The 20,960-nt window shown below is 74.0% G+C and carries 15 protein-coding genes and 1 riboswitch; of the genes, 13 read left to right on the forward strand and 2 right to left on the reverse strand.

Annotated elements, in window-relative coordinates; translation table 11 throughout:
• Positions 1-76: 76 nt before the first annotated feature.
• Positions 77-2,737: a valine--tRNA ligase gene (valS, locus tag RF640_RS13125; RefSeq protein ID WP_109244346.1), complete on the reverse strand. Its 2,661-nt coding sequence runs from the start codon at positions 2,735-2,737 to the stop codon at positions 77-79.
• An 85-nt stretch (positions 2,738-2,822) separates the two neighbouring features.
• Between valS and RF640_RS13130 the strand changes: the two genes are divergently transcribed.
• The 5 genes from RF640_RS13130 to ndk all read left to right on the forward strand — a co-directional run bounded on the left by RF640_RS13130 (position 2,823) and on the right by ndk (position 9,635).
• A complete protein-coding gene (locus tag RF640_RS13130; protein ID WP_017834589.1) occupies positions 2,823-3,602 on the forward strand; it encodes an SDR family oxidoreductase in 780 nt (259 codons plus the stop codon).
• 347 nt (positions 3,603-3,949) lie between these two features.
• On the forward strand, positions 3,950-7,306 hold the full coding sequence (ileS, locus tag RF640_RS13135) for an isoleucine--tRNA ligase (protein WP_368828124.1): 3,357 nt from the start codon (positions 3,950-3,952) through the stop codon (positions 7,304-7,306).
• A complete protein-coding gene (locus RF640_RS13140) occupies positions 7,303-8,676 on the forward strand; it encodes a folylpolyglutamate synthase/dihydrofolate synthase family protein (RefSeq protein WP_017834591.1) in 1,374 nt (457 codons plus the stop codon). Before ileS ends, RF640_RS13140 begins: the two co-directional genes overlap by 4 nt.
• 64 nt (positions 8,677-8,740) lie before the next feature.
• On the forward strand, positions 8,741-9,175 hold the full coding sequence (locus RF640_RS13145) for a DUF4233 domain-containing protein (RefSeq protein ID WP_081994585.1): 435 nt from the start codon (positions 8,741-8,743) through the stop codon (positions 9,173-9,175).
• A gap of 43 nt (positions 9,176-9,218) precedes the next feature.
• Entirely contained in the window at positions 9,219-9,635 is a 417-nt protein-coding gene (ndk, locus tag RF640_RS13150) for a nucleoside-diphosphate kinase (RefSeq protein WP_017834593.1), read from the forward strand.
• Between the two features lie 121 nt (positions 9,636-9,756).
• Here the strand turns inward: ndk and RF640_RS13155 are convergent, their stop codons facing one another.
• Entirely contained in the window at positions 9,757-10,389 is a 633-nt protein-coding gene (locus RF640_RS13155) for a vitamin K epoxide reductase family protein (protein WP_035930031.1), read from the reverse strand.
• A 427-nt stretch (positions 10,390-10,816) separates the two neighbouring features.
• Between RF640_RS13155 and RF640_RS13160 the strand changes: the two genes are divergently transcribed.
• From RF640_RS13160 to obgE, 8 genes are all read left to right on the forward strand, one after another.
• Positions 10,817-14,182 carry an Rne/Rng family ribonuclease gene (locus RF640_RS13160; RefSeq protein WP_368828125.1) on the forward strand — a complete coding sequence of 1,122 codons (3,366 nt, stop codon included), beginning with the start codon at positions 10,817-10,819 and terminating at the stop codon, positions 14,180-14,182.
• 193 nt (positions 14,183-14,375) lie between these two features.
• A complete protein-coding gene (locus RF640_RS13165; RefSeq protein ID WP_126350212.1) occupies positions 14,376-15,110 on the forward strand; it encodes a nuclear transport factor 2 family protein in 735 nt (244 codons plus the stop codon).
• Positions 15,111-15,159: 49 nt separating this feature from the next.
• Positions 15,160-15,253: riboswitch (TPP riboswitch) on the forward strand.
• A gap of 42 nt (positions 15,254-15,295) precedes the next feature.
• A complete protein-coding gene (thiM, locus tag RF640_RS13170) occupies positions 15,296-16,120 on the forward strand; it encodes a hydroxyethylthiazole kinase (RefSeq protein WP_017834597.1) in 825 nt (274 codons plus the stop codon).
• On the forward strand, positions 16,117-16,800 hold the full coding sequence (gene thiE / locus RF640_RS13175; RefSeq protein ID WP_368828126.1) for a thiamine phosphate synthase: 684 nt from the start codon (positions 16,117-16,119) through the stop codon (positions 16,798-16,800). The genes thiM and thiE overlap by 4 nt, the downstream gene beginning before the upstream one ends.
• Positions 16,797-18,332, forward strand: coding sequence for a bifunctional hydroxymethylpyrimidine kinase/phosphomethylpyrimidine kinase (locus tag RF640_RS13180; RefSeq protein WP_368828127.1), 1,536 nt, complete (start codon positions 16,797-16,799; stop codon positions 18,330-18,332). Before thiE ends, RF640_RS13180 begins: the two co-directional genes overlap by 4 nt.
• A gap of 220 nt (positions 18,333-18,552) precedes the next feature.
• Entirely contained in the window at positions 18,553-18,864 is a 312-nt protein-coding gene (gene rplU / locus RF640_RS13185; RefSeq protein ID WP_017834600.1) for a 50S ribosomal protein L21, read from the forward strand.
• Positions 18,865-18,924: 60 nt separating this feature from the next.
• Entirely contained in the window at positions 18,925-19,182 is a 258-nt protein-coding gene (gene rpmA / locus RF640_RS13190) for a 50S ribosomal protein L27 (RefSeq protein ID WP_017834601.1), read from the forward strand.
• A gap of 142 nt (positions 19,183-19,324) precedes the next feature.
• Positions 19,325-20,884: a GTPase ObgE gene (obgE, locus tag RF640_RS13195; RefSeq protein WP_368828128.1), complete on the forward strand. Its 1,560-nt coding sequence runs from the start codon at positions 19,325-19,327 to the stop codon at positions 20,882-20,884.
• The last annotated feature ends 76 nt before the right edge of the window (positions 20,885-20,960 follow it).

Genomic DNA, 20,960 nt, shown 5'->3' on the forward strand with positions numbered 1-20,960 from the left:
CGACCCGGGTCCCGGACAGCACGAGGGCCCGGCCGCCGCGGCGGCCGGGCCCTCGTGCTGCGCACCGGGGACGGCGCTACCGGGCCGGCTCCTCCGCGGGGACCAGCTCGACGTCGCGCACGGCGAGGCCCTCGGGCCCGGCGACGAGCACGAGCTCGGCGGCGTTGCCCGCGGCCTTGAGGTCGCCCAGGCCCGCCTCGAGGCGGGCGACGTCCTCGGCGGCGGCCGTGATGGTCGCCGAGCGCACCTCGGTGCGCTGCTTGACCTTGGCCTCGGACTTGGCCTTGCGCAGCCCCGAGAGGGCCTCGCCCACGGTCGTGAGCACCTCCGGGTCGGCGTCGGTCACGGCGTCCGCGAAGCCCTCGACGCCCGGCCACGAGGCCCGGTGCACGGAGCCGGTGCGCCACCAGGACCAGACCTCGTCCGTGGCGAACGGCAGGACGGGGGCGAACAGGCGCAGCAGCGCGTCGAGGGTCGTGGCGAGCGCGGCGTGCACGGACGCCTGCGCGGCCGCCCCGCGGGCCCCGTAGGCCCGGTCCTTCACGAGCTCGACGTAGTCGTCGGTGAAGGTCCAGAAGAACTGCTCGGTGAGCTGCAGGGCCCGGGCGTACTCGTAGTCCCGGAACGCCTGGCCGGCGCGCTCCACGACCGTGGCCAGCTGGGCGAGCAGCGCACGGTCCACCGCGTCGGTCACGACGTCCGCGGACGCCCCGGCGCCGAGCACGGAGGCCTCGGTGACGCCCTGGGCGAGGACGAACTTCGAGGCGTTGAGCAGCTTGATGGCCAGCCGGCGGCCGATCTTCATCTGCCCCTCGTCGTAGGCGGTGTCCGCGCCCAGGCGGGCGGAGGCGGCCCAGTAGCGCACCGCGTCGGCCCCGTAGTTCTCGAGCACCTCGGTGGGGACCACCACGTTGCCCTTGGACTTGGACATCTTCTTGCGGTCCGGGTCGAGGATCCACCCGGAGAGCGCGGTGTTGGTCCAGGGCACCGTGCCGGCCAGCGACTCGGAGCGCACCACCGTGGAGAACAGCCAGGTGCGGATGATGTCGTGGCCCTGGGGCCGGAGGTCCATCGGGAAGGTGTTGGCGTGCAGCCGCTCGTCGAACGCCCAGCCGGTGGCGATCTGGGGGGACAGCGAGGACGTCGCCCAGGTGTCGAGCACGTCCGGGTCGCCGGTGAAGCCGTGCGGCTGATCCCGCTGGGTCTCGTCGAAGCCGGGGGCCGGGTCGGCGGCCGGGTCCACGGGCAGCTGGTCGAGGGCGGGCAGGACGGGGTCGTCGTAGTCCGGGTTGCCGTCGCCGTCGAGCCGGTACCAGACCGGGAAGGGCACCCCGAAGAAGCGCTGGCGGGAGATCAGCCAGTCGCCGTGCAGGCCCTCGATCCAGTTCTCGTACCGGGACCGCATGAACGCGGGGTGCCAGGCCATCTCACGCCCGCGCCCGATGAGCGCCTCGCGCCGGTCGGCGTCGCGGCCGCCGTTGCGGATGTACCACTGGCGGGAGGTGACGACCTCGAGCGGCTTGTCGCCCTTCTCGTAGAAGTTCACCGGGTGCATGACCTTCCGGGGCTCGCCCACCAGGTCCCCGGACTCCCGGAGCATCTCCACGACGGCCTGCTGCGCCGAGAACACGGTCCTGCCCGCCACCTCGGCGTAGCGCTCGGCCGGGGCGCCGGCGGCGATCCACTCCGGGGTCTCGCTCGCGAAGCGGCCGTCACGGCCGATCAGCGCCCGGGTCGGGAGGTCCAGCTCCCGCCACCACGTCACGTCGGTGAGGTCGCCGAAGGTGCAGATCATGGCGATCCCGGAGCCCTTGTCCGGCTTGGCCAGCGGGTGCGCCCGCACCTCGACCTCGACGTCGAACAGGGGGGAGCGCACCGTGGTGCCGAACAGCGGCTGGTAGCGCTCGTCGTCCGGGTGGGCCACGAGGGCCACGCACGCGGGCAGCAGCTCGGGGCGGGTGGTCTCGATGTGCACCGGCTCGCCGTCGGGACGGTGGAAGGCGACCCGGTGGTAGGTGCCCTCCCGCTCCCGGTCCTCGAGCTCGGCCTGGGCCACGGCGGTGCGGAAGGTGACGTCCCACAGGGTGGGGGCCTCGGCCATGTAGGCGTTGCCGGCCGCGAGGTCCTGGAGGAAGGCGCGCTGGGAGACGGCCCGGGAGCGGGCGTCGATGGTGCGGTAGGTGCGGGTCCAGTCCACGGACAGGCCCAGGGTGGAGAACAGCTGCTCGAAGACCTTCTCGTCCTCGACCGCCAGCTCCTCGCAGAGCTCGATGAAGTTCTTGCGGGAGACCACGTCCCAGTCGCGCTGGTTCTTCGCGGGCTTCTCCGGCGGGCGGTAGCCCTCGACGTAGGGCCTCGTGGGGTCGCAGCGCACGCCGTAGTAGTTCTGCACGCGGCGCTCGGTGGGCAGGCCGTTGTCGTCCCAGCCCAGCGGGTAGAAGACGTTCTTGCCGCTCATCCGCTGGAAGCGGGCGATCACGTCCGTCTGCGTGTAGGAGAACATGTGGCCGACGTGCAGGGAGCCCGAGGCGGTCGGCGGGGGAGTATCGATCGAGTAGACCTGCTCGCGCGTGGTGTCCTCGTCGAAGGCGAAGGTGCCCTCCTCGCGCCACCTGCGCGCGTACTTCTGCTCGAGGCCCTCCAGGGCGGGCTTGTCGGGAACGGTCACGGGCGTGGTCTCGGGCGTGGTCTCCGGTGCGGTCCCGGGCGTGTCTGTGCCCTGCGTGTTGTCAGCCATGCCGACCAGTCTCTCACGAGCCCCGGCGCGCGCCCCGACGCCCCGGTGCTTGGGCGGCGCCCGGCGCCCGGCTAGCGTGGGGCCCATGACCGATCAGCAGAGCTCCACCACGCACACCGGCAGGGTCGCCGTCGTCACCGGCGCGTCGACCGGCATCGGGGAGGCCACCGCGCGCGAGCTGCGCCGGTCCGGCTGGACCGTCTACGCGGTGGCCCGCCGCGCCGAACGGCTCGAGGCCCTGGCCCGCGAGACGGGGGCCGTGCCCGCGCCGTGCGACATCACCTCGGACGCCGACGTCGAGGCCCTCCGGGACCAGGTGCTGGAGGAGCAGGGCCGCGTGGACGCGCTGCTCAACATCTCCGGCGGCGCCCGCGGCACGGACCGCGTGGCCGAGGCCAGCACCGAGGACTGGGAGTGGATGTACCAGGTCAACGTGCTCGGCACGATGCGCCTGACCCGCGCCTTCCTCCCGGCGCTGCGCGCCAACGGCGAGGGCACCGTCCTGAACCTCACGTCCCTCGCCGCGCACCGGGCCTACGAGGGCGGCGGCGGCTACAACGCCGCGAAGTTCGCCGAGCGGGCCATGACGGAGGCGCTGCGGCTCGAGGAGGCCGAGCACAACGTGCGCGTCGTCGAGATCGCCCCGGGCCTCGTGCACACCCCGGAGTTCTCCCTCAACCGTCTCGGCGGGGACCAGGAGGCCGCGGAGAAGGTCTACGCGGGCGTGGACAAGCCCCTCACCTCCGAGGACGTCGCCCAGGTGTGCGCCTTCGCGGTGAACCTGCCCCACCACGTGGACCTCGACACCGTGACCATCAAGCCGGTCGCCCAGGCGGCCCCGCACAAGCTGATCCGCGGCCGGTAGGCCTCCCCGCGAACTCACCCGCCCCCGCCGAGGTCGTGGCTGGCGGCCACCGGAGACCGCCGGGTCGCCGGCAGCCGCAATCTCGGCGACGTCCCGGGTGGGTTAAGATGGGGGCAGTCATCACGGCGTCGATCCGGCCATCACCGGGGAGTCTTCGGAAGAACAGGGCCCCCGGGCCCCCAGTAGAACCGAACGGGTAAGCCCGTCACAGCAGTCGACGAGCGGCGGCCCGTGTCCCCCAGGGGACCGGGGCGCAAGCGAGGTGGTACCGCGTTCCGCCCCGGGCGACCGGCCGGCAGCGTCCTTGCACCCTGACCCGCACGAGAAGCACCGACGTCAGAACGAGGATGGACCCCGTGTCAGACCAGCCCGTCTACCCCAAGGCGACCACCGACCCCGCCGCCCGGGGCGTGCCCGCGGCGCCCGCGTTCCCCGCCGTGGAGGAGCGCGTCCTGGCCTACTGGGCGCAGGACCGCACGTTCCAGGCCAGCGTGGACCAGCGCGACCCCGGCCGGGACGGCTCCAACGAGTTCGTCTTCTACGACGGCCCGCCCTTCGCCAACGGGCTGCCGCACTACGGGCACCTCCTCACCGGCTACGTCAAGGACCTCGTGGCCCGCTACCAGACCCAGCGGGGCCGCCGGGTGGAGCGCCGCTTCGGCTGGGACACCCACGGCCTGCCCGCCGAGCTCGAGGCGATGAAGCAGCTCGGGATGGCGGACAAGCAGGAGATCGAGCGGATGGGCGTCGCGGCGTTCAACGACGCCTGCCGGTCCTCCGTGATGAAGTACGCCTCCGAGTGGCAGGACTACGTCACACGCCAGGCCCGGTGGGTCGACTTCGACAACGACTACAAGACCCTCAACCCGGACTACATGGAGTCCGTGATCGCCGCGTTCAAGGCGCTCGACGACAAGGGCCTCGTCTACTCCGGCTACCGCGTCCTCCCTTACTGCTGGAAGGACGAGACCCCGCTGTCCAACCACGAGCTGCGGATGGACGACGACGTCTACCAGGACCGCCAGGACCAGACGGTGACCGTCACCTTCCCCGTGCTCGACGACGCCTCCTGGGCGGTCCGGCCCGAACTGGCCGCCGAGCTCGCCGGGGTGGAGGCCCTCGCCTGGACCACCACGCCCTGGACGCTGCCGACCAACCAGGCGATCGCCGTGGGCCCCGAGATCGTCTACGCCGTGGTCCCCGGCGCCGGGGAGCTCGAGGGCCGGCGCTTCCTGGTCGCCGAGGAGCTGCTGGGCGCCTACGCGAAGGACCTCGGCTGGGGCGAGGCCGAGGACCCGGCGGCGGCCGCGGCCGCGGCCGTGACCGCCCGGCACCGCGGGGCCGACCTCGAGGGGCTGCGCTACCAGCGGCTGTGGGACTACTTCGCGGACGCCGAGCGCTTCGGCACGGGCACGTCCTGGCAGTTCGTCGTGGCCGACTACGTCACCACCACCGACGGCACCGGGCTCGTGCACCAGGCGCCCGCCTACGGCGAGGACGACCAGAACGTCTGCGCCCGCTACGACATCCCCGTGGTGCTCTCCCTCGACGAGTCCGGGGTGTTCTACCGGCTCTTCGAGGACGAGCGGCTCGCCCCCGGCGCGCCCCTGGCCGGGATCGCCGGGCGCAACGTCTTCGACAAGGACGTGGCCCGCACGGTGGTCCGGGACCTCAGGGCCCAGGGCCGGCTGGTCCGGGAGGCCAGCTACGAGCACCCGTACCCGCACTGCTGGCGCTGCCGGAACCCGCTCATCTACCGCGCGGTGTCCTCCTGGTTCGTGGAGGTCACCCGGATCAAGGAGCGGATGGTCGAGCTCAACCAGCAGATCACCTGGATCCCGGAGAACGTCAAGGACGGCCAGTTCGGCAAGTGGCTGGAGAACGCCCGCGACTGGTCGATCTCCCGCAACCGGTACTGGGGCACGCCCATCCCGGTGTGGGAGTCCGACGACCCCGAGCACCCGCGCCGCGACGTCTACGGCTCCCTCGCCGAGCTGGAGGCCGACTTCGGCCGGCTGCCCGTCAACGACCGGGGCGAGGACGACCTGCACCGGCCCTGGATCGACGAGCTGACCCGCCCGAACCCCGACGACCCGACGGGCGCCGCCACGATGCGCCGCGTGCCCGAGGTGCTGGACGTGTGGTTCGACTCCGGGTCGATGCCGTACGCCCAGGTGCACTACCCCATGGAGAACCGGGAGTGGTTCGAGACCCACAACCCCGGCGACTTCATCGTGGAGTACATCGGCCAGACCCGCGGCTGGTTCTACACGCTGCACATCCTGGCGACCGCGCTGTTCGACCGGCCCGCGTTCCGCAACGTCATCAGCCACGGCATCGTGCTGGGCTCGGACGGGCAGAAGATGTCGAAGTCCCTGCGCAACTACCCGGACGTCAACGAGGTCCTGGACCGGGACGGCGCGGACGCGATGCGCTGGTTCCTGATGTCCAGCCCCATCCTGCGCGGCGGGAACCTGGTGGTCACGGAGCAGAGCATCCGCGACGGCGTGCGCCAGATGATGCTGCCGCTGTGGAACGTCTACCACTTCTTCGGCCTCTACACGAACGCCGCGAACGGCGGCGCCGGCTACGAGGCCCGGACCCGCCACGACTCGGAGCACGTGATGGACCGCTTCGTGCTGGCCGCCACCGGCCGGCTCGTGACGGACGTCCAGGACGCCTTCGACCGCTACGACGTCTCCGGGGCCGCGGATCGCCTGCGCTCCTACATGGACACCCTGACCAACTGGTACGTGCGCCGCTCCCGGGACCGGTTCTTCGACGAGGACACCGTCGCCTTCGACGTGCTGTACACCTGCCTGGAGACCGTCTGCCGGGTGGCCGCCCCGCTGCTGCCCCTGGTTGCGGAGGAGATCTGGCGCGGGCTGACCGCCGGGCGCTCCGTGCACCTGACCGACTGGCCGGACGCCTCGCTGTTCCCCGCCGAGGCCGACCTGGTGGCGCGCATGGAGACGACCCGCACGATCTGCTCCAACGGCTCCGCCCTGCGCAAGGCCCACCAGCTGCGCGTGCGCCAGCCGCTGGCCGGGATGACCGTGGTGGTGCCCGGGGGAGACGAGCTCGCGGGCACCTTCGAGCGCATCGTCGCGGACGAGCTGAACCTCAAGTCGGTGACCCTGCTCGACGCCGGCCAGGCCTCCGCGGAGCAGTTCGGCATCTCCCAGCAGCTCAAGGTCAACGCCCGCGCCGCGGGACCCCGCCTGGGCAAGGGCGTGCAGGCCGTGATCAAGGCCGCGAAGTCCGGGGACTGGGGCACGGCCGAGGACGGCACCGTCACCGCCGGCGGAACGGCGCTGCAGGAGGGCGAGTACGAGCTCGAGACCGTCGTGGCGCAGGACGCCGCGGCCGGGTCCCGCGCCGTGGCGGTCCTGCCCGGCGGCGGCTTCCTCGTCCTCGACACCGAGCTCACCCCCGAGCTCGAGGCCGAGGGCACCGCCCGGGACATGGTCCGGGCGATCCAGCAGGCCCGCAAGGACGCCGCCCTCCAGGTCTCCGACCGGATCCGTACCGTCGTCACCGCCGACGAGCGGACGGTCGCCGCCCTCGAGGCCAACCGCGGGCTCGTGGCCGGCGAGACGCTCTCCGCCGAGCTCGAGCTGCGCGTGGGCGAACCGGCCGTGGCCGTGTCCGTCGTGGGCGCCCCGACCGGAGCCTCCGCCGGCACCGGGGCGGTGCGGGCGTGAGCGCCCCCTTCGCCGGGACCGGTGGGGCGGGGACCGTCGAGGAGGTCTACTCCCGGCTGCTCGAGCGCGCCCCCGAGAACCGGATGGCCCCGCGCCTGGACGCGATGCGCCGGACCATGGAGGTCCTGGGGGAGCCGCAGCGCGCCGCCCCGGTGATCCACCTGACCGGCACGAACGGCAAGACCTCGACCGCCCGGATGGTGGAGGCCCTGCTGCTCGCCCACGACCTGCGGGTGGGCCGCTACACCAGCCCCCACCTCTCCCGGGTCACCGAGCGGATCAGCGTGGACGGCGCGCCCGTCGACGACGAGACCTTCGTGCGCGTCTTCGGCGAGATCGCCCCGTACCTGGGCTTCGTGGACGCCGAGCTGGCCGAGCGGGGGGAGCCCCGGCTCAGCTACTTCGAGACCGTCACGGCGCTCGCGTTCGCGGTCTTCGCGGACGCGCCGGTCGACGTCGTCGTCCTCGAGGTGGGCATCGGCGGTTCCTGGGACGCCACGAACGTGGCGGACGCCGCGGTGTCCGTGGTGACCCCGATCGACCTCGACCACACGGACCTGCTCGGCGACACGCTCGGGGAGATCGCCGCCGAGAAGGCCGGGATCCTCAAGCCGGGCGGGTTCCTCGTCTCCGCCGCGCAGGACCCGGAGGCCGCCGAGGTGCTCCTCGCCCGGGCCCGGGAGCTCGGCGTCCCGTTCCGCTTCGGCGGCGTGGAGTTCGGCGTGGAGGCCCGCGCCACGGCCGTGGGCGGTCAGGTGCTCACGCTCCAGGGCCTGGCCGGGCGGTACCCCGAGGTCCTGCTGCCGCTGTTCGGCGCCCACCAGGCGGAGAACGCGGCCCTGGCCCTCGCCGCTGTGGAGGCCTTCCTGGGCGGCGGGGAGAAGGAGCTCAACCCCGAGCTGGTCCGCACCGGGCTGGGCGCCGTCGAGTCTCCGGGACGCCTGGAGCTGGCCCGCAAGGCGCCCCCGGTGGTCCTCGACGCCGCGCACAACCCGCACGGGCTCACGGCCGCGGCGGCCGCCCTCAAGGAGGCCTTCACGTTCGGGAAGCTCAACCTCGTGGTGGGGATGCTCCGGGAGAAGGACGCCGAGGCGATGCTGCGGGTCCTGCTCGACGAGTACGAGGAGTTCCACACCGAGTTCTGGTTCACCCGGTCCTCCTCGCCCCGGGCGGTCGACCCGCAGGAGCTCGTGGAGCTCGCCGTGGACCTCGGCTTCCCGGAGGACGTGGTCCACGCCGTCCCGCAGCTCGACGACGCGATGACCGAGGCCGTCCAGGACGCCGCCGCCCGCCCGGAGTTCGACGGCGCCGTGCTGGTCACGGGCTCGATCACCGTGGTCGGCGAGGCCCGCACGCTGCTGGGGCTGTGACCGTGCCCCGCGCCCCGCACCGACCGCACCCCCCGCAGGAGAGGACCCGTCCCACGTGGCACGCATGACCAGAGCCCAGCGCGACCGGAGCCCCGGGCAGCCCCGGCCGCGGCGCTCGATCCGCACGATGTTCGCCTCCTCGGTGCTGGTCATGGAGGCGTTCATCGCGTTCTTCGCGGCCCTCACCGCCTACGGTGTCCTCGGCCGGGAGCTCGGGGACGGGGCCCGGACGGCGATCCTGGCCGGCGGGACCGCGCTCGCACTGCTCCTGGGGCTGGCCCCCGCCGTGCTGGGCCGGCCCTGGGGGTACACGGTCGGCTGGGTCCTGCAGGCCGTGTTCCTGGCCACCGGCTTCGTGCTGCCCACGATGTTCTTCGTGGGCGGGCTGTCCGTGCTCGCCTGGTGGTACGCCGTGCGCACCGGGGCGCGGCTGGACCGGGAGAACGCCGCTCGCGACGCCGCCCAGGCGCAGTGGGAGCGGGAGCACCCGGACGGCTAGGCTGGGCACCGACATCCTGGACCCGCACCTCGGAAGGACCCCCATGACCACGGAACGCACCCTCGTCCTCGTCAAGCCCGACGGCGTGGCCCGCGGCCTCACCGGCGAGGTGCTCGCCCGGATCGAGGCGAAGGGCTACCGCCTCGTCGACCTGCGCCTGCTGCACGCGGAGCGCTCCGTGCTGGAGCAGCACTACGCCGAGCACCAGGGGAAGCCGTTCTACGAGCCGCTCGTCGAGTTCATGCTGAGCGGCCCGGTCGTGGCCGCCGTCGTCGAGGGCCACCGGGTGATCGAGGGCTTCCGGTCCCTGGCCGGGACCACCGAGCCGACCACCGCTGCGCCGGGCACGATCCGCGGCGACCTCGGCCGGGACTGGGGCGAGAAGGTCCAGCAGAACATCGTGCACGGCTCCGACTCCCCGGAGTCCGCCGAGCGCGAGATCGGCATCTGGTTCGCCTGAGCCCTGAGCCCGCCGGACCCCGGTGCGCACCGACGACGACGGCCTCCGCCCAGCACGGGCGGAGGCCGTTCGTCGTCGGTGCCGTGCCGCGTCCGGCGGAGCCGCACGGCACCGGGCGGGCTCAGGCCGGGAAGATGACCCCGGCGAACCGGACCAGGACGGTCCCGAAGAGCAGCACGAGCAGGGCGGCGGAGACGAACCACGCCCACTGCTCGGCGCCGCGCGCCACGCCGGCCGGCGCCGGCAGCACCCCGCCGCGCAGGTTGCGGGTCGTGGTGTGCACCAGCAGGACGGTCTGCATCACCCACACGAGCATGCAGTACAGGCACAGGGCGTTGATCTCGAAGGTGGTCTGCCACCACAGCCACAGCACGAAGACCCAGCCGAGGGTCACCCCGATCTGCAGCCCCCACCAGTACCAGGCGGCGAACCGCGCACCCGCCAGCACCGCGAGCGCCACGGCCACGACGACCGCGTAGGCGACGATGCCGATGAAGGGGTTGGGGAAGCCGAAGGCCTCCGCCTGGGGCGTGCGCATGACGGTGCCGCAGGACAGCCACGAGTTGATGTCGCAGCTGGTGCGGTGGCCGGCGTCGAGGAAGAGCTGGAGCCGCTCGTACACCAGCGTGGCGGCGCCGTAGAAGCCCAGGAGCCCGGTCACGAGGGCCACGAGGCCCCAGCGCCGGTCGGCGCGGGCGTCCGGGCCGCGGGACACGGCGGGGGAGTCGTCGAGGCGGGGCGGAGTGGAGGTCACACGCCGATCCTAGGCGATGCCCCCTGATGCTCCCCGGGGGCTCTCCCGGCCCCGTGCCCGCGGGTTGCGGGCCGTGACGGAGCCAATCCGGCCCGCACCGGGGCGTCTGTGAGATACTGGCCACGGTCGAGCCCGCCCGTACGCGGGATCTCGGCCCAGTCGGACTTCGACCCCAGGTCGGCAGGACCCGCGGCTCTCATCGGATTGAGCGCGTCCGCCGCCGGCCCAAGACCGTTGCCCTCGTGAGCAGCGGCTCGAAGCCCCGGACTGGCTCGCTGCCGTCCCCGCCCGTTCGCGAGGTGTGCGGGACGCGACGGGTACGCACAGGACTTCTGGCCGCCGCGTGGACCCCCACCGGCGATACGCCGACCAAGCAGCTGCGGGGACCGGGTACGGACGGCGTACCGCGGCAGGAGCACAGCTGTATATGGATGCCGAACAGGTGAACCAGGCCGGGGCGCAGGACGCCCTGGACGCTGGTCAGCAGAACACATCGCACGACGCCCGCCGGGACCTCCCGGTGGCGGAGGCAACGGTGCAGGACACCGCCCCCGAGACCCCGGGCCACGTGCCCGGGGAGCCGTCGGAGGACGCGCCGGCCGTGCCGGACGCCGCCCCCGAGGTCTCGGGCCACGTGCCCGAGGAGGCGTCGGAGGACGCGCGTCCCGCGCCGGACGCCGTCCCAGAGGCCGGGCCCGGCACGCCGGGCGAGGTTCCCGGCGAGCCTTCGGAGACCGTGCCGTCCGCGCCGGCCACCGGCGACGCCGCGGGGACCGACACCCTCGACGTCGCGCCCGGGACCGCGGTCCCCGGCGACGAGCGCCCCGGTGCGGTGGCCGAGGAGGCCGTCGCGCCCGCGAACCCCGCGCCCGGCACGCCCGGCGCGGAGGAGGCCGCCGAGGGCGTCGAGCCCGCCGGCGAGACCGAGGACCTGGGTCCCGGGGCCCAGGCGCCGGCCGTCGACGCGCCGGCCGGAGCCGGGCAGGACCCCGCCTCGTCCGCCGAGGACGACGAGGCGGACACCGACGACGGCGGGGACACCGTTGACGAGGACACCGACGACGAGGACACCGACGACGACGGGGAGCCGCGCACGGCGCCGGCCGCCGCGGTGACGGCGACCTCGCTGATGTTCCACGCCCCGGACCTCGACGAGCTGCGCGAGGCCGCTCAGCAGCGCGCCGCCCGCCGCCGGGAGGCGCGGCGCCGCCAGCAGGAGGAGAACGCCTCCGCCGAGGACCCGGGCGACGGTCCCGAGGAGCCGGACACGGCGGAGCTCGCCGACGAGGGCGAGGAGGCCGGCCAGGGGACCGGCGGGAGCGCCACCAGCCGCCGCCGTCGGCGCCGCCGCCGCGGCGAGGTCGACATGGAGCTCGTGGGCGGCAGCGACGACGACCCGCCCAACACGGTGACCCGGGTCCGGGCGCCCCGCGCCGCGGAGACCGCCACGGTCGACGAGGTCGTGGCCGTGAAGGGCTCCACGCGGCTCGAGGCCAAGAAGCAGCGCCGGCGCGAGTCCCGCCAGACGGGCCGCCGCCGCCAGGTGATCACCGAGGCCGAGTTCCTGGCCCGCCGCGAGTCGGTCGAGCGGCAGATGCTGGTCCGGCAGAAGGACAACCGGATCCAGATCGGCGTCCTCGAGGACGGCGTCCTCGCCGAGCACTTCGTCTCGCACACCCAGCAGGACTCCCTGATCGGCAACGTCTACGTGGGCAAGGTGCAGAACGTGCTGCCGTCCATGGAGGCCGCGTTCATCGACATCGGCCGGGGCCGCAACGCCGTGCTCTACGCCGGCGAGGTCAACTGGGACGCGTCGCGGCTCGAGGGCGGGCCGCGCCGGATCGAGGTCGCGCTGAAGTCCGGGGACTCGGTCCTGGTGCAGGTCACCAAGGACCCGGTGGGGCACAAGGGCGCCCGGCTCACGAGCCAGATCTCCCTGCCCGGCCGGTACCTGGTCTACGTCCCGGGCGGGTCGATGACCGGGATCTCCCGGAAGCTGCCCGATGTGGAGCGCGCCCGGCTGAAGAAGATCCTCAAGGACCGTCTGCCGGACGGGGCGGGCGTCATCGTGCGCACCGCCGCCGAGGGGGCCTCCGAGCAGGAGCTCACCCACGACATCAACCGGCTGCGCGCCCAGTGGGAGCAGATCCAGGAGCGGGCCGGGTCGACCAGGACGCTCGCGCCCGAGATGCTCTACGCGGAGCCGGACCTCACGATCAAGACGGTGCGCGACGTCTTCAACGAGGACTTCACCACCATGGTCGTCCAGGGCGACGAGGCGTGGGACAACATCGAGGCGTACGTGACCTACGTCGCACCGGACCTGCTCGACCGGCTCAAGAAGTGGGACGAGGACGAGGACCTGTTCGTGAACTACCGCGTGGAGGAACAGATCCAGAAGGCACTCGAGCGCAAGGTCTTCCTGCCCTCGGGCGGCTCGCTCGTCATCGACCGCACCGAGGCGATGACGGTGGTCGACGTGAACACCGGCAAGTTCACCGGCTCCGGGGGCAACCTCGAGGAGACCGTCACCAAGAACAACCTGGAGGCGGCCGAGGAGATCGTCCGGCAGCTGCGGCTGCGGGACATCGGCGGGATCATCGTGATCGACTTCATCGACATGGTCCTCGAGTCCAACCGGGACCTCGTGCTGCGCCGGCTGGTGGAGTGCCTGGGCCGGGACCGCACCAAGCACCAGGTGGCGGAGGTGACCTCGCTGGGCCTCGTGCAGATGACCCGCAAGCGCATGGGCACCGGACTGCTGGAGGTGTTCTCCGAGCCGTGCGAGCACTGCGCCGGCCGCGGCGTGGTGGTCCACGACCACCCGCTCGAGGGCCGCTCCGGCGGTGCCACGAGCGAGTCCCGCGACCAGCGGCCGAACCGCACGGAGCGCAAGCGCGGCCGCGGGGGCCGCAACGAGCAGCAGCCCGCCCGGACGGAGCAGCGCTCCGCCGAGGCCGATCCCGCGGAGAGGGCCAAGGCCGAGGCCGCGCGGACGGCGTTCGCGACGATCGCCGCCGCCACCCACCACGAGGAGGCGGCCGCGGACGAGCCGGAGCGCGCCGAGGAGGCCGCCCAGCCGGCGGAGTCCCGGCCCGAGGGCTCGGGGCGCTCCCGGAAGAAGCGCCGCGGCAAGCGCAGCCGCGGACGTGGCCAGGGCGGGGACACCGCCGCCGAGCAGCAGCCGGAGGAGGGGGAGGACACCGCCCCCGCCGCCCCGGAGCAGCTCCCCGCCGAGGAGGCGCCGGGCGAGCAGGGCTCGCGCCTGACCATCAACGGCGAGGTCATCGAGCTGCCGCAGGGCCACGCCGTGGTCGTCGAGCCCGCCGAGGCCCGGCCGCTGAGCCTGGACTCCCTCGCGGAGGTCTTCGGGCAGCGGGGACCGGACGCCGGCTCCGCCGCCCCGGAGGCCGCCGCCGAGGCGGTCACCGGTGCGGATGACGCCGCGGAGGGGGCCACCGCCGCGGCGGAGGCCCCGGCCCAGGAGAGCACGGCACAGGAGCGCACGGAGCGGCAGGCGCCCGCTCCCGCCGCGGCGGTCGCCGCGGAGCAGGCGGACGTCGAGCCAGTGCGACCCCGGCGGCGCTCGCGGCGGGCCTCTGCCCCGGCGGCGCGGCCCGGCGAGGCCGAGGTGACCGCCGGCCGGGCGGCCGCCGCGGAGGGCGCCCGGCACGAGGCGAGGACCGTCGCCCAGCGCGCCCCGGAGGAGTCCTCCCGCCGGGCGCCGACCGTCGTCGGCGTCGGCGTCAAGGCCGAGGACCTCACCAGCGGCCGGCCCGCCGACCGGGGCTGACCCGCCCCGCCGAGCAGCACCACGGAGGACCCCGACCGGCACGGTCGGGGTCCTCCGTCGTCGCGGACCGTCACGGACCGCCCCGGCCTGCCCGCCCTCCGCGCGGCGGCGTACCGTGGTGCGCACCACAGCACACCCGGGGCCGCCGTCCCGTCCGCCGGGAGAGCGGCCGCCCGTTCCAGGGAGCATCGCCATGACCAGTGCAGACACCATCCGCACCACCGGCACGGAACTGTTCGTCCACCGGGATCCGTCGGCCGTGGACCGTCACTACACGGAGGACTTCGTCCAGCACTCGCCGCTCGCGCCGGACGGGCGCGAGGGTCTCAGGCAGTTCGTGCAGAGCATGCCCGACGACTTCCGCGTGGACATGGTCCGGATGCTCGACGACCACGGGACGGTGGCCGTCCACTCGGTGTACGAAGGGCTCGGTCCGGAGCCGCTGGTCGGCTTCGACGTCTTCCGGGTGGAGGACGGACGGATCGCCGAGCACTGGGACGTCCTCGAGCCCCTGCGCACGGGCCCCGACGGCGCCCGCCCCCAGCTCGACGGTCCCGTCGCGGTCACGGACCACGAGCGGACGCAGGACAACAAGCGCATCGCCGCCGAGTGGGTCGAGGCCGCCCTCGTCGGGGGCGACCGCCACGCCGTCCAGGACCACATGAGCCCCCGGGGCTGCACCGAGCACACCGGCGGCACGCCGGACGGCCCGCAGCCCGCGTACCAGCGGCTGCGCCGCGTGGTCGGCGAGGGGAACTTCGTGCTGACCGTCGCGGAGGCCGTTCCCGGAGGGAGCCGCGACGGAGGATCCACCGGAACGGTCGCCTGCTACGACCTCTGGCGCCTCGACGACGGCCGGATCGTGGAGCACTGGGGCGTCGCGCAGCCGGTGCCCGAGCGGATGGCCCACGCCAACGGCATGTTCTGATCCCGTGCGGGGTCCGTGCCGACTCCCGCACGACGACTAGACTGGCAGGACACCAGACACGGGGTGCCGCACGAGCGGCTGAGAACACACCCGTCGAACCTGATCTAGCCAGTACTAGCGAAGGGATGTCGCAGATGCGCGATGCCGTACCCCCGTCCGACCGCACACCAGGACCCGGGAGGCCGGTGCCGCCGGACCCCGCGCTCGCCGAGGACGCCGCCGCGGCCCTGGCGGACCTGCGCGCCGCGGCGCCGCTGGTGCAGTGCATCACCAACGCCGTGGTCACCAACTTCACCGCCAACGTGCTGCTCGCCGTGGGCGCGTCCCCGGCGATGACCGACATCCAGGGCGAGGGCGGGGTCTTCGCGGAGCTCGCCGACGGCCTCCTCGTCAACACCGGCACGCCCACCGCCGAGCAGCGCGGCGCCGCCTACGAGGCCGTCGGGGCCCGGCGCCGCGCGGGCCGGGCCTGGGTCCTGGACCCGGTGGCGGTGGGCGCCCTGCCCGTGCGCACGGCGCTGGCCCGCGACCTGCTCGGGTTCGAGCCGGCGATCGTGCGCGGCAACGCCTCCGAGGTCATCGCCCTCGCCGGCGGCGCCGGCGGCCGCGGCACGGACGCGACCCACGGCGTCGACGCGGCCCGGGACGCCGCCGCCGCGCTCGCCGAGCGGGCCGGCTCGGCGGTGGCCGTGTCCGGGCCCGTGGACCTCGTGCGCTCCCCGGACGGCACGGTGGTCCGGGTGCCGCACGGCACGCCCCTGCTGACCCGCATCACCGGCGGCGGGTGCGCCCTGGGCGCCCTCATGGCGGCGTTCACCGCCGTGCGCACGGACCCGGCCGCCGCGGCGGTGGCCGCCACCACGGTGTACACCCTGGCGGCCGAGGACGCGGCCGCCGACTCCGCCGGGCCCGGCTCCTTCGCCGTGGCGCTGCTGGACCGGCTGCACGCCGTCACCCCGGAGGGGATCGCCGCCCGGGCGGAGCTCGTGCGCGAGGAGGTCGCCCGGTGAGCCCGCGCCTCGACCCCGCGGCCCTGTCCCTGCACCTGGTGACGGACACCGCCCTGAGCGCCCCCCGGACGGTCCCGGACGTCGTGGCCGCCGCCGTGCGCGGGGGAGCCACCATGGTCCAGGTGCGGGAGAAGGACGCCCCGGTCCGCGAGCTCGTCGCCCTGCTGACGGCCGTGGCCGAGCGCGTGGGCCGGGAGGTGCCCGTGCTCGTGGACGACCGCGCCGACGTGTACCTCGCCGCCCGCGCGGCCGGCGCCCCCGTGGCCGGCGTGCACGTGGGCCAGTCGGACCTGCCCGTGGCGCTCGCCCGGGAGATCTGCGGCCCGCAGGCCGTGCTCGGCCTCAGCGCCGCCACGGCGGAGGAGCTCGATGCCGCCGCCGCGCTGCCGGCCGGGACGGTCGACTACCTGGGCGTCGGGGCGGTGCGGGCGACCCGCACCAAGCCCGACCACCCCGAGCCGCTGGGCGTCGAGGGCTTCGCCCGCGCCGCGGCCCGCACGGCCCTGCCCTGCCTGGCCATCGGCGGGGTGCGGGTCGAGGACGCCCCCGGCCTGCGCGCCGCCGGCGCCGCGGGGCTGGCCGTGGTCTCCGGGATCTGCGCCGACCCGGACCCCGCCGCCGCGGCCGCCCGCTACCTGCGGGCCTTCACCGCCGTGCCCGCCGGGGAGGTGGCCCCGTGACCGCCCGCGTGCCCCGCGTCCTGGCCATCGCCGGCACCGACCCCACGGGCGGGGCCGGCCAGCACGCGGACCTCAAGTCGATCGCCGCGATGGGCGGCTACGGGATGAGCGCCGTCACCGCCGTCGTCGTGCAGAACACCGTGGGCGTGCGCGACATCCACGTCCCGCCGGTCGAGTTCCTCTCGGCACAGCTGGACGCGGTCGCCGAGGACGTCGAGATCGACGCCGTCAAGATCGGGATGCTCGGGTCCGTGCCGGTCATCGAGGCCGTCACCCGGTGGCTCGGGACCCACCGGCCGCCGGTCGTGGTCCTGGACCCCGTCATGGTCGCGACCTCCGGGGGCCGCCTGCTGGAGCGCGAGGCCGAGGACGCCCTGCGCTCGATGCTCGGCCTCGCCGACCTGATCACCCCGAACCTGCAGGAGCTCGCCGTGCTCGCCGGGGAGGACACGGCGTCGTCGTGGGACGAGGCCCTCGCGCAGGGCCACCGTGTGGCCCGCGCCCACGGCACCCTGGTGCTCGTCAAGGGCGGGCACCTCACGGGGGACCGGACGCCCGACGCGCTCGTGGGCCCGGACGCCCCCGAGCCCCTCGTGGCGTTCGACGGCGCCCGCGTGCCCACCGAGAACTCCCACGGCACCGGGTGCTCCCTCTCCTCGGCCCTGGCCACCCTCCAGGCCCGGCACGGGGACTGGCCCCGGAGCCTGCGGATCGCCCGGGACTGGCTGCGCGGCGCCCTCGAGGCCGCCGGGGACCTCGAGGTCGGCCACGGCAGCGGGCCCGTCCACCACTTCCACCACGTCCAGGACGCCCTCGAGAGCTGGGGCACGGGCCCGGAGCGGTTCACCGACGAGCTGTGGGAGGCCTCCGCGGCCGTGCGGCGGGAGATCGAGGAGCTCGAGTTCGTCCGCCTCCTCGGCGACGGCCGGCTCGAGCCGGACCGCTTCCTCGCCTACCTCGACCAGGACCTGCAGTACCTCGACGGCTACAGCCGGGCGCTGGCCCTGCTGGCCGCCAGGGCGCCCGACGAGGAGCAGCGGCTGTTCTTCGCGGCCGGCGCCGTGTCCTGCACCGAGACCGAGGCGCAGCTGCACCGGGCCCGGCTGCGGCACGCCGGGGACGGCGGCGCCCGGGCCGGCGGTGCCCGGGACGGTCTCGGCGAGGTGACGCGGCGCTACACCACGTTCCTGCTCGCGGCCACCGCCGCGGAGCCCTACCCGGTGGGCCTGGCCGCCGTGCTGCCGTGCTACTGGGTCTACGCGGACGTGGGCCGGCACCTGAACGAGCTCGCCGCGGCCGACGGGACCGACGGGCACCCCTACGCGGACTGGCTGGCCACGTACGCGGACGAGGGGTTCCAGGAGGCCACCCGCACGGCCCGCCGGCTGCTCGACGACGCCGCCCGGGCGGCCCCGGCGGACGTCCGGGCGAGGATGCGGGATGTGTTCCTGGAGGCCTGCGCGCTCGAGCGGGACTTCTTCGCCGCGCCGGTGGCGGAGCGCCGGTTGGCGGGCGCTGACCGGATCGAGTAGTCTTGATCTTCGGTGCCCTGCCGGTGCGCGCGTGTAAAAACTCGACACCCCACCTGGCGGCACATGCGGGTGCAGTTCCTGAATTGCGGCGAACCTGCGCTGACCTCGGCCTAGTCCCACGGGCCGGTCACCGTCAGCTCGTCTCAACGTCGTTGGTCCTGACAGGTATGCGCTCGACCCACACTGTTTACACATGACGTCGAGAGAAGTGAGTTCCCAAGTGGTGTACGCGATTGTCCGCGCTGGCGGCCGCCAGGAAAAGGTTTCCGTCGGAGACCTCGTTACCCTTGACCGCGTCGCCGGCGGAGCAGGCAGCACCATCGAGCTCCCTGCCCTGCTGCTGGTCGACGGGGACAAGATCACCTCGGATGCCCAGACCCTGGCGAGCGTCAAGGTCACGGCCGAGATCGTCGAGAACCTCCGCGGTCCCAAGATCTCCATCCAGAAGTTCAAGAACAAGACCGGCTACAAGAAGCGCCAGGGCTTCCGTGCCGAGCTGACCACCGTGAAGGTGACCGGCATCGACGCCTGACCGGCCCGGTCCCCGTCCAGACTCCACCAGCCAGTAAAGACCCGAAGGTAGGCACACCTCATGGCACACAAGAAGGGCGCGAGCTCCACTCGCAACGGTCGCGACTCCAACGCGCAGTACCTCGGCGTGAAGCGCTTCGGCGGCCAGACCGTCAACGCCGGCGAGATCCTCGTCCGGCAGCGCGGCACGCACTTCCACCCCGGCCTCAACGTCGGCCGCGGTGGCGACGACACCCTGTTCGCCCTGGCCGCCGGTCAGGTCGAGTTCGGCACCCGCCGGGGCCGCAAGGTCGTCAACATCCAGGCTGCCGCAGAGTAGTCCACAGGGCCGGCGCTGCCGGCCCCGGTGCGGGTCACGACCCGCACCACCCATGTTTGGTCTGTAGAGGGTGGGTGCGTCCAGCGCCCGCCCTCTACAGTCTTAACGTGGCCCGTCCGTTCTTGAACCAGAGGAGTTCCCCGTGGCCAGTTTCGTCGACCGCGTCGTCCTGCACGTCTCCGGCGGCTCCGGCGGGCACGGCTGCGTGTCCATCCGCCGCGAGAAGTTCAAGCCGCTCGGCGGTCCGGACGGCGGCAACGGGGGGGACGGCGGCAGCGTGGTGCTGCGCGTGGACGGCCAGACCACCACGCTGCTGAACTACCACCACGCCCCGCACCAGTCCGCCCCCAACGGCGGACCAGGCAAGGGCGACCTCCGCCACGGGCACAAGGGCGAGGACCTCGTGCTTTCCGTCCCCGACGGCACCGTGGTCAAGGACCAGGACGGCAACGTCCTGGCCGACCTCGTGGGCCAGGGCTCCGAGTTCGTGGCCGCCCCCGGCGGGCAGGGCGGGCTGGGCAACGCCGCGCTGGCCTCGGTCAAGCGCAAGGCCCCCGGCTTCGCGCTCCTCGGCACGCCGGGCTCGGCCCGGGACGTGGTCCTGGAGCTGAAGTCCATCGCCGACATCGCGCTGGTCGGCTACCCCTCCGCCGGCAAGTCCAGCCTGATCGCCGCGATCAGCGCCGCCCGCCCCAAGATCGCCGACTACCCGTTCACCACGCTCGTCCCGAACCTCGGCGTGGTGGAGGCCGGGGACGTGCGCTACACCGTGGCGGACGTCCCGGGCCTGATCCCCGGCGCCTCCGAGGGCAAGGGCCTGGGCCTGGAGTTCCTCCGCCACGTCGAGCGCTGCGCCGCGCTCGTGCACGTCCTCGACTGCGCGACCCTCGAGCCCGGGCGCGACCCGGTCTCCGACCTCGAGACGATCGAGGCGGAGCTCGCCGGCTACGCCGTCGACGGCGACCTCGACGGCGGCCAGGCGGTGCCGCTCAACGACCGGCCCCGGCTCGTGGTGCTGAACAAGATCGACGTCCTCGAGGCCCGGGAGCTCGCCGAGTTCGTGCGGCCCGAGCTCGAGTCCCGCGGCTACCGCGTGTTCGAGATCTCCACCGCCTCCCACGAGGGGCTGCGGGCGCTGACCTTCGCCATGGGCGAGGTCGTGCAGGAGGCCCGGGCGACCCGCCCCGCCCCGGCGGAGGCCCCGCGGGTCGTGCTGCGACCCAAGGGGGTGCGCGGACCCGAGTTCACCATCACCCGGGAGGAGCGCAACCTCGAGCCGCTGTGGCACGTGCGCGGCGACAAGCCCGACCGGTGGATCCTGCAGACCGACTTCAACAACGAGGAGGCCGTCGGCTACCTCGCCGACCGGCTCGCGAAGCTCGGTGTCGAGACGGAGCTGTTCAAGCAGGGCGCCCGGCCCGGCGACGCCGTGCTCATCGGCCCCGAGGACGACGGCGTGGTCTTCGACTGGGAGCCCACGATGGTCGGCGGCGCCGAGCTGCTGGCCGGGCCCCGCGGCACCGACCTGCGCTTCGCGGACATCGACCGTCCCACCCGCGAGCAGAAGCGCCAGCAGTACCAGGACCGCAAGGACGCCAAGGCCGCCGCCCGCGCCGAGCTCGAGGCCGAGCGCTCCGCCGGGGTGTGGACCGAGTCGGTCGACGCCCGGCGCGGCGAGGCCCCGGCCGGCACCGACGACTGAGCCCGCCCGCGGGGCGGACCGCGGCCGCACGTGCCGGGAGCCCCCAGGCCACCACCCGACGACCGACCCGACACAC

It is taken from the genome of Kocuria sp. CPCC 205231 (genome assembly GCF_040980965.1).
GTDB lineage: Bacteria > Actinomycetota > Actinomycetes > Actinomycetales > Micrococcaceae > Kocuria > Kocuria rosea.